11 protein-coding genes are annotated in these 13,497 nt (G+C 33.7%); 6 read left to right on the forward strand and 5 right to left on the reverse strand.

The window, feature by feature from the left end:
• Nucleotides 1–55: 55 nt before the first annotated feature.
• Genes ACHRVL_RS05295 through ACHRVL_RS05305 form a run of 3 tightly spaced genes read left to right on the forward strand, consistent with a single transcriptional unit; the run spans nt 56 to nt 2,617 of the window.
• On the forward strand, nt 56–781 hold the full coding sequence (locus tag ACHRVL_RS05295) for a polyprenol monophosphomannose synthase (RefSeq protein ID WP_089054307.1): 726 nt from the start codon (nt 56–58) through the stop codon (nt 779–781).
• Nucleotides 782–790: 9 nt separating this feature from the next.
• Entirely contained in the window at nt 791–2,131 is a 1,341-nt protein-coding gene (locus tag ACHRVL_RS05300) for a dihydroorotase (RefSeq protein ID WP_089054306.1), read from the forward strand.
• 9 nt (nt 2,132–2,140) lie between these two features.
• On the forward strand, nt 2,141–2,617 hold the full coding sequence (locus ACHRVL_RS05305; protein ID WP_395410886.1) for a DUF4296 domain-containing protein: 477 nt from the start codon (nt 2,141–2,143) through the stop codon (nt 2,615–2,617).
• Nucleotides 2,618–2,619: 2 nt separating this feature from the next.
• On the opposite strand, the gene ACHRVL_RS05310 is transcribed toward ACHRVL_RS05305, so the two are convergent.
• Nucleotides 2,620–3,621, reverse strand: coding sequence for an NAD-dependent epimerase/dehydratase family protein (locus tag ACHRVL_RS05310; protein ID WP_395410888.1), 1,002 nt, complete (start codon nt 3,619–3,621; stop codon nt 2,620–2,622).
• Nucleotides 3,622–3,866: 245 nt separating this feature from the next.
• Here ACHRVL_RS05310 and tyrS point away from each other — a divergent pair, with 245 nt between their 5' ends.
• Nucleotides 3,867–5,162: a tyrosine--tRNA ligase gene (gene tyrS / locus ACHRVL_RS05315; protein WP_395410889.1), complete on the forward strand. Its 1,296-nt coding sequence runs from the start codon at nt 3,867–3,869 to the stop codon at nt 5,160–5,162.
• A 79-nt stretch (nt 5,163–5,241) separates the two neighbouring features.
• Here tyrS and ACHRVL_RS05320 read toward each other — a convergent pair whose 3' ends face one another.
• The 4 genes from ACHRVL_RS05320 to ACHRVL_RS05335 all read right to left on the reverse strand — a co-directional run bounded on the left by ACHRVL_RS05320 (nt 5,242) and on the right by ACHRVL_RS05335 (nt 11,233).
• Entirely contained in the window at nt 5,242–6,222 is a 981-nt protein-coding gene (locus tag ACHRVL_RS05320) for an acyl transferase (RefSeq protein WP_395411084.1), read from the reverse strand.
• A gap of 162 nt (nt 6,223–6,384) precedes the next feature.
• On the reverse strand, nt 6,385–6,723 hold the full coding sequence (locus ACHRVL_RS05325) for a T9SS type A sorting domain-containing protein (RefSeq protein ID WP_395410891.1): 339 nt from the start codon (nt 6,721–6,723) through the stop codon (nt 6,385–6,387).
• A 107-nt stretch (nt 6,724–6,830) separates the two neighbouring features.
• A complete protein-coding gene (locus ACHRVL_RS05330; RefSeq protein WP_395410893.1) occupies nt 6,831–8,243 on the reverse strand; it encodes a hypothetical protein in 1,413 nt (470 codons plus the stop codon).
• Between the two features lie 191 nt (nt 8,244–8,434).
• The gene (locus tag ACHRVL_RS05335) at nt 8,435–11,233 is read right to left on the reverse strand and encodes a TonB-dependent receptor domain-containing protein (protein WP_395410895.1); all 2,799 of its coding nucleotides are present in this window, start codon (nt 11,231–11,233) and stop codon (nt 8,435–8,437) included.
• Between the two features lie 233 nt (nt 11,234–11,466).
• Between ACHRVL_RS05335 and ACHRVL_RS05340 the strand changes: the two genes are divergently transcribed.
• Nucleotides 11,467–12,150, forward strand: coding sequence for a response regulator transcription factor (locus ACHRVL_RS05340; RefSeq protein WP_089054298.1), 684 nt, complete (start codon nt 11,467–11,469; stop codon nt 12,148–12,150).
• Nucleotides 12,151–12,366: 216 nt separating this feature from the next.
• Nucleotides 12,367–13,452 carry a cell wall metabolism sensor histidine kinase WalK gene (locus ACHRVL_RS05345; RefSeq protein WP_089054297.1) on the forward strand — a complete coding sequence of 362 codons (1,086 nt, stop codon included), beginning with the start codon at nt 12,367–12,369 and terminating at the stop codon, nt 13,450–13,452.
• Nucleotides 13,453–13,497 lie beyond the last annotated feature (45 nt).

The following is a 13,497-nucleotide window of genomic DNA, read 5'->3' on the forward strand; positions in this document are numbered from 1 at the left end:
ATTATGAACCAAATGCTATAAAAAGTTTACTTTTGCGGTGAAATTACCAAGAAAAATGAGTGATAGTATTGTCATAATTCCAACTTATAACGAAATTGAAAATATTGAAAGTATTGTGAGAGCGGTACTTTCGCAGCATAAACCTTTTCATCTTTTAATAATCGATGATAATTCTCCTGATCATACTGCCGATAAAGTGATTGCCTTGCAAGAAGAGTTTTCAGGAAGATTGTTTCTTGAAAAAAGAGCTAAAAAAGCGGGTTTAGGAACGGCTTATGTTCATGGTTTCAAATGGGCTTTGGAACGTAAGTATGATTTTATTTTTGAAATGGATGCTGACTTTTCGCATAACCCAAATGATTTAGAGAAATTATATGATGCTTGTCATTTTGGAGGAGCTGATTTGGCTATTGGTTCCCGTTATGTAAAAGGGGTAAATGTGGTAAACTGGCCGTTAAGCCGTGTTTTGATGTCGTACTTCGCTTCGGTATACGTGAAGTTTATTACTGGAATGAAAATTCACGATGCAACTGCAGGTTTCGTTTGTTATAAAAGAGAAGTTTTAGAGAAAATCAATCTTAACAAAATAAAGTTTGTGGGATATGCGTTTCAAATCGAAATGAAGTACAGAACTTATTGTGCTCAGTTTGAAATTAAAGAAGTTCCAATTATTTTTACCGATAGAACAAAAGGAGTTTCGAAAATGAGCAACGCCATTATCAAAGAAGCAATTCTTGGAGTGATTTCGTTAAGATTAAAAAAATTAGTCAATACATTATAAAGATAGAACATGAATAGGATTTTAATTAAAAATGCAAAAATTGTAAACGAAGGGTCTATTTTTGATGGAGATGTTTTTATAGAAAACGACTTGATTGTTGAAGTCGCTGATAGTATCAGTTTAAAATCATCTGATTGTATTGTTGTAGATGCCGAAGGAAGTTATTTAATACCGGGCGCAATTGATGATCAAGTTCATTTTAGAGAACCAGGTTTAACGCATAAAGGTGATATTGAATCAGAATCAAGAGCTGCGGTTGCGGGAGGAATTACTTCTTTTATCGAACAGCCAAATACGGTTCCAAATGCTGTTACACAAGAAATATTAGAAGATAAATATCAAATCGCTGCCCAAAAATCATTTGCGAACTATTCGTTTATGATGGGAGCTACTAACGATAACTTAGAGGAGGTTTTAAAAACGAATCCTAAAAATGTTGCTGGAATTAAGATATTTCTAGGTTCATCAACAGGAAATATGCTGGTTGACAAAGAAGAAACTTTAGAAAAAATTTTCTCAAGCACACCAATGTTAATCGCTGTACATTGCGAAGATGAGACTACTATTCAAAATAATTTAGCAGAGTTCAAAGAAAAATACGGTGAAGATGTTCCGGTAACAGCGCATAATTTAATTAGAAGTGCTGAGGCTTGTTATATTTCGTCTTCAAAAGCGGTGGCTTTGGCAAAAAGAACAGGTGCGCGTTTGCATATTTTTCACTTATCGACTGCTAAAGAAATGGAATTGTTTACAAACAAAATTCCATTAGAAGACAAAAAGATCACCGCTGAGGTTTGTGTGCACCATCTTTGGTTTACTGATGAAGATTATAAAACAAAAGGAAATTTCATTAAATGGAATCCTGCTGTAAAAACAGAGAGTGATAGAAAAGCACTTTGGGAAGCTTTGAATGACGGTAGAATTGATGTTATTGCAACAGATCATGCGCCGCATACAAAAGAAGAAAAATTACAATCTTACTTAAAAGCACCTTCAGGAGGTCCGCTTGTACAGCATGCCGTTGTTGCAATGTTCGAAGCGCATCATCAAGGAAAAATAAGTGTAGAGAAAATTGTAGAGAAAATGTGTCATAATCCGGCTAAAATCTTTAAAATAGAAAAAAGAGGTTTTATCAAAGAAGGTTATTATGCTGACTTGGTAATTGTAAATCCGAGTTTGCCTTGGAGCGTAAATCAAGATAATATTTTATACAAATGCGGTTGGTCTCCGTTTGAAGGCACAGCTTTTAAATCGAGAATTACGCACACTTTTGTAAACGGTGAAATGGTTTACAATAACTTTAAAGTAAAAGATATCCGTGCTGGAAAACGTTTATTGTTTGATAGATAAAAAAGCGAAATGAAAAATTGTTTTGTAATAGTATTAGTTGTATTTCTTTCTGTAAGTTGTAAAAGAGAGGTTGTAAAACAGCCTGAAAAACTTATAGAGAAAGATAAAATGATTGATATTATGTATGATTTGTCTCTTCTGGAAGCAATGAAATACCAAAATCCAATTTCGTTAGATTCTACAGAAACAAATCCAACGAAGTTTATTTTAAAAAAATACAAAGTAGACAGTCTTCAATTTGCTCAAAATAATATGTATTATGCTGCAGATTATGAGAACTACAAAGAGATGTTTGATGAGGTTGGAAAACGATTGGCAAAAAATCAAAGAGACACAGATTCGATCGTTAAAATTGAAGAGAAAAAAGCGATGAAAGCGGTGAATCTTAAGGATAAAGAAAAACCGAAAGATTCTATCAAAAAGACAAAGAGTCAAATAAATCTTGATTCTATAAGACGACAAATGAAGCCGCAGCCTAAAAAATAATTTTAAAGTTTAGAAATATCCTTTACATATTGATGTACATCTGTAAAAACCGTTCCTAGAGCGGTTTTTATTTTTTCATTTGAATACAGATTTTTAGAATAAGAAGCTTTTGCAGTTGCTTTTGTAAGGCGTCTTTTCTGGAAAAACAAAGTTGAAAATATGGCGTCAGCAATCCATAGGAAATTCATAAATAAAGGTTTGGCATGAGTGCTTGGTTTTTTTACTTTCAAAACCTCGGCAATTGTATCAAGAATATCTTTAAAAATAATATTGTCGGCAATTAAAGTAAAACGCTCATTTTTAATTTCACTATGCATTAATTGACGAGAAATTTTCACAACATCATCAACGGTAATAAAACCAGTACTTCCAAGAGTGTAAAACGAAAGACCGTTGGCAACTTTTAAGTACAATTCAGCGCTTCCCTGCTGTTTGTTTTTTGTTTTCGGAATTGGGCCTAAAATTACGCCGGGATTTACAATTATAATATCTAAACCTTCTTGATGAGCGCGCCATACTTCCATTTCAGAGCCGTATTTAGAAATAGCATAATCACTGTGTGGTTTTTCAGGATTCCAGTCCGTTTCTTCAGTAATGTAAGTTTCGTGCGGTGCCAAATCGCCAAGTGCGGCAATAGAGCTTACAAAGCAAAATTTCTTTACACCTAATGCAATCGAAAAATTAACCATATTAGCAGTTCCTTCGATGTTTATTTTTCGAAGTGCTTCTTCCTCTTTTGGGTCGAATGAAATTAGAGCGGCACAGTGGTAAACGTAATCAACATTAATAAAGGCAGTTTCTAAAGAAGGAACGTCCAAAATATCGGCTTCAAGCCATTCTATTTTTTCAAATAAAGCTTCTTTCTTATAAAGTTCAAAAACCGATTTTGCTTTTTGAATGTTGTTTTTGGTTCTGTAAATTGCCCGAACGTTTTCTCCATTTTCGATTAAATGAAGCAATAAATGTGAGCCTACTAAACCTGTTCCGCCAGTTACTAATACCATTTTGTAAATATAAGTTTTTGTTGGAAAGGTGCAAAGCTGGAGAGAGACAAAGTTGCGAAGGTTTTTTGCAAAGGTTCAAAGTTGTAGGGGAACAAAGGTTCAAAGGTTTTTGGTTTTTGCCACTAAGGCGCTAAGGCGCAAAGTTTTGATTTTTTTAAAATAATATTTGTGCCTTAGTGCCTTAGTGGCATAAGTTTTTGCCATTGCCATTACCATTGATTATATTTGCGCAAAATATTTTAAAAATGAAGAATCTAGTCGAAGAATTAAAGTGGCGCGGTTTGTACCATGATAGCATGCCAGGAACGGAAGAACAATTGCTAAAAGAGGTAACTTCGGCATATATTGGTTTTGATCCAACAGCAGATTCGCTGCATATAGGCAGTATGGTTCAGATTATTTTATTGGTTCATTTAAAGAATTTTGGTCATCAGCCAATCGCTCTTGTGGGCGGCGCGACTGGAATGATTGGTGATCCTTCTGGGAAATCTGACGAAAGAAATTTGTTGAACGAAGAAGCTTTGGCTAAAAACGTTGCCGGAATTAAAAGTGTTCTGTCTCGTTTCCTAGACTTTAATTCAAAAGAAGCAAATGCTCCAATCATGGTAAATAACTATGACTGGATGAAAGAATTCTCGTTTATTGATTTTGCTCGTGAAGTTGGAAAACGTATCACAGTAAATTATATGATGGCGAAGGATTCTGTTAAAAAGAGATTTAGCGGAGAAGGTGAAGGAATGTCTTTTACTGAATTTACATATCAATTAATTCAAGGGTACGACTTTTATCATTTGTACAAAAACAACAATTGTATTTTACAAATGGGGGGTTCTGACCAATGGGGGAATATTACTACTGGTACAGAATTAGTGCGTAGAATGGGTGGAGAAGGAGCAAAGGCTTTTGCTTTGACAACGCCTTTGATTACAAAAGCAGACGGATCTAAATTTGGAAAATCTGAAGGCGGAAATGTTTGGCTGGATGCTGATAAAACTTCTGTTTACAAGTTTTACCAATTTTGGGTAAATTCAACAGATGTTGATGCAGAAAAATACATTAAAATCTTTACATTCTTAGACAAAGAAACTATTGAGGCTTTAATTGCTGAGCATCAAACGGCACCGCATTTAAGAATTTTGCAAAAGAAATTGGCTGAAGAAATCACGATTTTTGTTCATAGCAAAGAAGAATTAGAAAAAGCGATTCAGGCTTCGAATATTTTGTTTGGAAATTCTACTGCTGATGATTTGAAAAAATTAGACGAAGTGACTTTCTTAGAAGTTTTTGACGGAGTGCCGCAAGCTGAAATTGCAAAGACTGATTTAGAAAACGGATTAGATATTGTAACAGTTTTAAATGAGAAAACAGGTTTCTTTAAATCAAACGGAGAAGCTAGACGTGCATTGACTGCGAACTCAATTTCTGTAAACAGAGAAAAAATAAAAGAAGATTTTGTATTAACAGCAAATGATTTGATTAACAATCAATTTGTGTTATTGCAAAGTGGAAAGAAAAACTATTTTGTGATTAGAGTGGTCTAAATGGTTTAACTGTTTAATTGGTTAATTGTTGAATCGAGTTTATGCCGATTAAACGATTTAACAAATCAACGATTAAACATTAAAGCACCATTAAGTTACAGCCACGAATATCAGAATTATCAAAACGTCCCAATACCTCGAAAGAGTTGTTGGGATTTTTTTTGCCTAAATCCTGCGTGGCAATAAAAGAACAGGAATTTATATTGGCCAAATCAATAACGTTGATTCCTCCGGTTTTTCCATCTTTTATATAAGTCAAAGCATCTTCTGGATCGCGAACTAAAATATGCATCCAAGAAGGACATTCGAATACGCCTTTGCCTAAAGAATAAGCTTGTGCTAAAAGTTCTGTCATTCCGTATTCTGAATGAATCGCATTTACGCCAAATCCTTTGCAAAGTTGTTCGTGCAGTTCTTCGCGAATCATTTCTTTGCGTTTTCCTTTCATGCCTCCAGTTTCCATAATAATGGTGTTTTGAAGGTTGAATTGGTGTTTTTCGATTAAATCTAGCAAAGCATAAGTAACACCAATTAGAATCACGTTTTGACCTGATTCGTCAAGTTCAGTCAGCTTTTTAATTAAGTCGTCGTGATTGTGTAAATAAAACCCGCTTTCAGGCTGATTAGATAGTTTTATTAAGTCTTCGACCATGTAAATAAGCGAAGATCCCTCACGTTCTAAATAGGATGGTAAAAGGGCTAAAACAACATAATCTTCGATATTGCCGTAGAATTGAGAAAATCCTTTTCGGTAACTTTCTTCATAAAGAGAAACATCGGTTACCAAATGCCTGCTGGTAATCATTCCGGTCGTGCCGCTGCTGGTAAAAGTGACTTCGGCAGGATTGGTGTTTGATACTACGTCATGGCTTTTAAAAAACTGAATAGGTAAAAATGGAATTTGTGCCAATGTTTTTACCTGCTGTACATCTGTTTTAAGGAAATCGCAAAAATCACGATATACTAGATTGTTCTCATATTGAAAGCGAAACACTTTTAGTGCTGTTTTTTCAAATTGTTTATGGCTGGAAATCGTAAATATATCGCTGGCTGTAATCAAAACTTTTTTGTGCAAAGATATTTATTTTTTAGCGTTCAGTGTTCCCTTTTTAGTTTTCAGTGCTCGGTTTGTGTAAAAGTTTAGAAACTTAGTGCAGTACTGAATACTAAAAGCTGAATGGTGTAAACTTAAAAAAGCTCCATCAGGAGCTTTTTTTGTGTTTTATCGAATAATGAGCTTTCGGGTTGCCGTAGCATTTTGCTCGCTTATTTTTATAATGTAAACGCCGGGAACTAGATCTGCAACGTTTAGTTCTTTTGAGCTTAGATGCGCTTGTAATACTCTTTTTCCTAAGATGTCAAAAATGATGATTTCTTTTTCTAAATCATTTTTTGAGGTAATATATACTTTTCCATTGACCACTGGGTTAGGGTACAAGCTGAGACCCTCAATTCCTACGGACTCTTGAGTTTTTGGTAATTGCTTACTGTCTTGTGCTGAAGCACTTACAGTAAAGAAAAAAGCCAATAAAAAAATAATATAAAAGTAGTTTTTTGCCATCGCATTTATTTGGATGAGTAAATATACAAAAAAAATTATAAAAACTAAGCCAAAAAAAAACATCCTAAATTATTAGGATGTTTTTAACATTATTTTTTTTCTAACTATTATTTAGTCAAGTCAACACCGTTAACTGTTGCCCAAGCACCACCTGTGATAGATGCTCCAGTTGCTGTTGCATCGATTACGAAGTTTCCTGCTGGGAATGCAACTACACCGTCCCATGGAGCTACAACTACACCTAAGATATCTTTAGAAGTATTTGTAATTTTAACTTTAGTGATTTTAATTTTACCACCGTTTACTTGGTTTGTATTTGTAGAGGCATCTTGAATTTTAACAGCTGCTCCAGTGTATAATTTACCACCTTCTGTGTAATCACCGTAACCATCTATGATAACGTTACTGAAATCACCATTTCCTTCATTTTTGAATTGGAATGCATCTACTTGAACATCTCCAACAGTTTCTGGAGTTGTACCAGCAATTCTTCTTAAAGTAATATTTGTAACTTTAGGGAAGTAAGCGTTATTGTTTTTAGAAGATTCAATTTCAATTCCAAAGTTTCCTTTTGCATTTTGATGAGCGTACCAGTTTGAATTGGCTTGACCTTGCCATCCATCTTGCCAGTCAAAAGAGTCATCAGTATTGTCATAAGAAATTGCATTTGTTAAACTTGCAGTTCCTCCGTAAAATTCGAATCCGTCATCAGCACCTTTGTAAGATACTAAGTGATCTAAAGTTGTTCCTGATCCTACAGAGTAGAAAGAGAATCCGTTTAATTCTTTTGTTCCGTCAGCTAATTTAGAACCAGCATATTCAACTCTTACATATTTCAATGAACCACCATTGTGAGCAGCATTTGTTCCTCCGTAAGATAAAGCATTTCCATCTTCAGAAGTAGAAGTTTTTACACCGTTGATTGCATTGATTGGAGCGTCACCATACATGATGATACCTCCCCAAGAACCTGCAACTTTAGATTTTTCAGTAAATACAACTGGTTTGTCAGCAGTACCATTGATAACTAGTTTTCCACCGTTTAATACAACTAAAGCGTTGTCTCCAGTAGTTTTATCAACTGTAATTGTTGAACCAGCATCAAATGTTAATGTTACTCCAGCATTTACTTTTACCATACCTTTCATAGTATAGTTTCCTAATGGATAAGTTTTATCAGCTGTAATTGGTCCAGTAATTTCTCCAGTTGCAACAGGAACAGCTGTTACAGTTACTGTTTTCGTTACTGAAACAGATTGTAGTGTATAAGTAATAACAGAAGTACCTACAGAAACCCCTGTAATAACTCCAGTAGCGGGTACAACAGTTGCAACAGCTGGCGTAGCACTAGAATAAGTACCGCCTGTAGTTGTACTGCTGAAAGTTGTAGTTCCACCTACAACAATACTCTCGGTTCCTGTTAAAGGAGCGATAGTAAATGGAGCTGGATCGTTGTCATTGCTGCAAGATGAAAATAATAAGCCAATTGAAAGGGCTAAAGCGAAAAATTTAGTTTTCATAATTGTTGTTTAATAGTTGATTTCTTTGCAGACAAAAGTAGGACGGGAATCTTTTATACATGTTAGCTGATTATTACAATACCGTTATTATAAAAGCTCCTAAATGTCAAGATAATGTTAAGAGATTTACATTATGTTCATAAAAAAAGCCCTATCGAAATAGGGCTTTGTAGTTTTTGTTTTAAAGAGGATTAAAACGTATATCCTAGGCTTAATGAAAAACCTCTGCTTTTTTTGTAGCTTCTTGTTAATGGATCTCCAACAACTGGTGTTACACTGTTATCTCCAATTTCGAATTTTCTTGCAGGATCAAGTAAGTTGTCTGCAGTGAATTTTAAATCAAAATGTTTAGAGAGTTTACTGCTCCATACAAAATCCAATTGTGATACAGGAAGTTCATAAATATGATCTAGACCATTTGTTCCTACTGCATAAATTCTTTTTCCGAATACTGAGTAAACTAATGAAAGTGTATTGCTCCAGTTTTTGTTTACGTCAAATTGATATTTCAAATCTGAATTGATCAACCATTTTGAAGCTCCTTGTAAGTCTCTTGATGTATGAGTTTCGATTGTCTGAGTTACACTTCCGTCAGGATTTATGATAAAAGGTTTTACTTCTGCTTTAGTACTCATTAAAGAAGTATTAAAACCTAAAGAGAAATTTTTGAACGTATTAGTTAATCTTTCTAAATCATAGATAAACTCAATTTCTGCGCCGTATATAACTGCATTGTCAGAATTTAGATAAGTGATGATCGTAGAACCAGCAGCATTTGCAGTCAAAGTTCTTTCGATAGGATTTTTCATTTGTTTACCAAAAAGTCCTACTGCGAACATTTCTTTTGCTGTTGGGAAAAACTCATATTTTAAATCAACATTGTAATTGTCACTGTTCACTAAATATGGATTTCCTTTCATTGAAGTTCCATCGGCATTGATGTACTCGATTGGGTAAGCCTCCATTATTACTGGCTTAGTGTAAGTGATACCACCTGCTAAACGAACATTTGCTTTTTCGGTAACGCTGTATTTAGCGTTCAACGAAGGCAAGAAATAAGTTTTGTCGTAGTTTAAAGTTACATATGGCTCATCAAAAGAACCTTGAGTTCTGTATTTAGTTTCTCTATTTGTGCTTTCAAATCGTACACCACCATTAAGTTCAAATTTGTCATTGAATTTGTAAAGCAAGTTCGCATATCCAGCATTAGCGCCTTCTTTTAAAATAGCTTTATAAGTAGAGTTAGAACTTTCTCTAAAATTGAAAGCGCCTCCAGCAATGTATCCATTCAATTGATCGTCGATACTGTTAAGCGGAGCATCGATGTTTGGACCAGGTGTTGGAGAAATAAAACGATATGAAGACTCCATGTCTGACAAGTTTCCGTTATAACCAACAGTTAATTTGTGACCTTTATCCGCTCCAAATTTCAAGTTATATTCAGCTAAACCAGAGAAATAAGAGTTTCCGGTAATTTCTAAATATTGTTTGATAAAGTTGTTTCCTGCAATCGAAGCAATGATTCCGTCGTTATCCGTTTTAATACCAGAAAAAGCTTTTCTGTCAGGCTGATTGTATTTTGTTAGCGCATAAGAGGCACCTGCTTTTACAGTTTGGCTTTTATCTTCTGTAATTGCATATTCTCCTAATAATTGATTGTTCCAATAATCTGATTGATCTAATTGGTTAGTACGAATAAGAGTTTTGTTTGTTCCAGTTCCAGTTTCAGCATTAGCAACACCAAATTGATCTTTGATTAAGTTATCTGTTGTTCTGATAAAAAGGCTGTTGTAAGCAAGTTTAAATCTGTTTGTATTATAGTTTAAACCTAATAAACCTGTCAAAGAAGTTCTGTAGTGATTGTCTGTAGTGATGAAATCAGTTTTATAGCTGATACCAGTACTTTGGTAAGCAAAAGTTCTGTCAACTCCTTCTTGAATTGCGTAGCTGTTTTCTGCATTTACAGAGATGATGTAAGAAAGGCTTCTGTCTTTTTCTAAATCAAATTTTTCAGCATGCAAAAATCCAATACTTGTATTTAGTGGAGTTCTTATAGTCGAAACGTCAAAGCCGCTTTGGAAAGAGTTTAAAGATTCTTGAGGAGTAAAAACATGACCAGATGGAGTATCTCCTAATAAAGAAGGCAGTTTTCTATTGTCTCCAGTCATTCCGAAGAATCCTTCTGCAGAATCAGCATCTTTAGAAATAGAAAATCTTTTTAAATTACTGTTTACAAGATAGCTTGTTCCAATATTAATTTTCGTGATACTTTTTGTGTTTTTAGAAGTTTGGATATTAAATGTTCCACCTGCAAAATCACCATAAATGTTTGGGCTGAATGTTTTGTAAACTTCAATAACACCAACGATATCCGTAGAGAATAAATCTAGCGGAATAATTTTCAAAAATGGGTTGTTTGTTGGTGCAGCAAGATCATTAATTAATAAGTTGTTGTATCTGTCTTCAAGTCCGCGAACAAATAGACCTCTAGATCCAACTTTAGTAATTCCGGTAATTTTAGTTAAACCTTCTTCTACATCGCTTACACCTTTTCTAGACATTTCCTGTGCGCCAATACTTTGTTTAATTACGACAGCATTTTTTTGGTCTAGCAATAAAGCCGTTTCTTTTTCTCTGTTTCCAGTAGATTTTACCACTACATCTTTAAGAGTAAAACTTCCAGAAGAAAGTACTTGATTTACAACTACAGTTTCGTTTGCTTTTACTACAACTGGAGCTTCTTTAGATTCATATCCTAAAAAACTATAAATAACGATATAATTTCCTGGATTTACGCTTAACGAATATTTTCCGTCAACGTCAGTATTTACGCTAATGTTTGTACCTTTAATTAAAACATTTGCAAAAGGTAAGGCTTCGTTGTTCATTTCTTTGTCGGTTAAAACGCCAGAAATCGTACCTTTGTTTTGTGCGATCGAAATCGTACAGATAAATAATGCAATAAATAGAAATTTTAAATTGAATTTCATTTCAGTGTTGTGTTTGATTTATTTTTGTGCAAAGAAATAACTGAGCTGTGAAGTCGATGTTACGAACTTGTTATGTTTTTGTGTGCTAAAGATTATCAAATTGTTACCAGATTAAATTACCGTTAACAGCAATTTTTAACGATTCATTTATTACTATATTTACCCTGTGAAATAAAAAACATCGGATATATATTAAAGAGAATTTGATGTAAAAATCTCAATTTTTGCTATTTATGAAAAAAACACAAACCAAGATTTTATTAGTTGACGACGAACCAGATATCTTAGAAATCGTTGGCTATAACCTTGCTCAAGAAGGCTATCAAATTGTTACAGCTTCTAACGGAAAAGATGCTATAGCAAAAGCTCAGAAAGAATTGCCGGAATTAATTATTATGGACGTGATGATGGCTGAAATGGATGGAATGGAAGCTTGTGAGCACATCAGAAAAATCCCTGAATTAAATAATGTTATCATAACATTTCTTACTGCAAGAAGTGAAGACTATTCGCAAGTAGCTGGTTTTGATGCTGGTGCTGATGATTATATTACTAAGCCAATAAAACCAAAATTATTGGTCTCAAAAGTAAAGGCTCTGTTAAGAAGGTTAAAAGAACAAGAAGTAGTTAGTGATACTATAAATGTTGGAGGAATCGAGATTAACCGCGAAGAGTATAAAATTATTAAAGGCAATGTAGAAATTGCGCTTCCAAGAAAAGAATTCGAATTGTTTTATTTATTAGCTTCAAAACCAGGAAAAGTTTTTAAAAGAGATGAAATTCTTGATAAAGTCTGGGGGAACGAAGTGGTAGTAGGAGGAAGAACAATTGATGTTCATATTAGAAAACTACGCGAAAAAATAGGTGAAGACCTTTTTAAAACTATAAAAGGAGTAGGCTACAAATTTGAAGTTTAAGGATTCAATATTAAGGAAACCCTGTAAGTGAATAAGTTCATTTAATTTGTGGTTTACCTACATTCACAATAATTATCTTTGTCAAAGTTCAGAACTTTGACAAAGATTTGCTTTTTTAGGTTCTTATGTAAATGCACACCATTAAGTTTTACTTTTAAATAAACTTATATCCTTACATGGTGAAAAAAATAATCTGTTAATGGTTTAATATTTTCAATGAAAATTAATTTTAAAAAAACATACAAGTTTGCTGTAAAATCGGCATTATATATAAGTCTATTTGCAACAGGATTTGTACTCATTTTGATGTCTTTATTTTATAAAGGTCAATTGAAACACCAAATTGCATTTGGCATAATTTTTTTAATCTCAATTTACATCTTCTCATTTCTGGTTTTGCAATATCGTGTAGAACGTTTTATATATAGAAGAGTAAAAAAAATATACGATGAGGTTTCGCTGTTAGAATCAACAACACTTATCAATCAGCCAATAACAACTGATATGGAAACGCTTTCACGAGAAGTAAAAAAGTTTGCAACAGATAAAAAACTGGAAATCGAAATGCTCGAAATTCGTGAGCAATACCGCAGAGAGTTTCTAGGAAATGTTTCGCACGAATTAAAAACACCATTATTTACCGTTCAAGGTTACGTTTCGACTTTGCTTGATGGGGCAATGGATGATAAAAATATCCGAAAAAAATATTTAAAACGTGCCGAAAAAGGGGTTGAACGCCTGATTTACATTGTTGAAGATTTAGATATGATTACCAAATTAGAATCTGGTGATTTAAATTTGATGATTACAGATTTTGATATTGTAGAGCTTATTCATAATGTGTTTGATTTGTTAGAAATGAAAGCTGACAAAAAGAAAATTAAACTGGCTTTTGAAAGTAAAAATGTACAATCTGTTATTATTCGAGGTGATAAAGACAGGATTCAACAAGTTTTAGAAAATCTAATTGTAAACTCGATCAAATACGGAAAAGAAGGAGGTTTAACCGAAGTTGGTGTTGTTAATTTAACCAAGAGAAAGGTTTTAATACGTATAAGTGATAACGGAGAAGGAGTTGAGAAACAAAATATTCCACGACTTTTTGAACGTTTCTATAGAGTTGATAAAAGCGGTACTCGATCTGAAGGAGGTTCTGGTTTAGGTTTGGCGATCGTAAAGCATATTATTGAGGCACATAAAGAGAAAGTTTATGTAGAAAGTGAGTTCGGAATTGGTTCAGAATTCTCTTTTACACTCGAAAAAGCGCTTAAAAATCAAAAAGCTGACGTTAAAAAATTGTAATTGAGTTTTTGTCAAATGCCCTAAAACAAAGGTGTTTAACAATAA

This window comes from Flavobacterium sp. FlaQc-28 (assembly GCF_044007415.1).
Classification (GTDB): Bacteria; Bacteroidota; Bacteroidia; order Flavobacteriales; family Flavobacteriaceae; genus Flavobacterium.

Coding starts and splice junctions, on each gene's coding strand:
- ACHRVL_RS05295 (WP_089054307.1), top strand. CDS start 56: ATGAGTGATAGTATTGTCATAATTCCAACTTATAACGAAATTGAAAAT.
- ACHRVL_RS05300 (WP_089054306.1), top strand. CDS start 791: ATGAATAGGATTTTAATTAAAAATGCAAAAATTGTAAACGAAGGGTCT.
- ACHRVL_RS05305 (WP_395410886.1), top strand. CDS start 2,141: ATGAAAAATTGTTTTGTAATAGTATTAGTTGTATTTCTTTCTGTAAGT.
- ACHRVL_RS05310 (WP_395410888.1), bottom strand. CDS start 3,621: ATGGTATTAGTAACTGGCGGAACAGGTTTAGTAGGCTCACATTTATTG.
- tyrS (WP_395410889.1), top strand. CDS start 3,867: ATGAAGAATCTAGTCGAAGAATTAAAGTGGCGCGGTTTGTACCATGAT.
- ACHRVL_RS05325 (WP_395410891.1), bottom strand. CDS start 6,723: ATGGCAAAAAACTACTTTTATATTATTTTTTTATTGGCTTTTTTCTTT.
- ACHRVL_RS05330 (WP_395410893.1), bottom strand. CDS start 8,243: ATGAAAACTAAATTTTTCGCTTTAGCCCTTTCAATTGGCTTATTATTT.
- ACHRVL_RS05335 (WP_395410895.1), bottom strand. CDS start 11,233: ATGAAATTCAATTTAAAATTTCTATTTATTGCATTATTTATCTGTACG.
- ACHRVL_RS05340 (WP_089054298.1), top strand. CDS start 11,467: ATGAAAAAAACACAAACCAAGATTTTATTAGTTGACGACGAACCAGAT.
- ACHRVL_RS05345 (WP_089054297.1), top strand. CDS start 12,367: ATGAAAATTAATTTTAAAAAAACATACAAGTTTGCTGTAAAATCGGCA.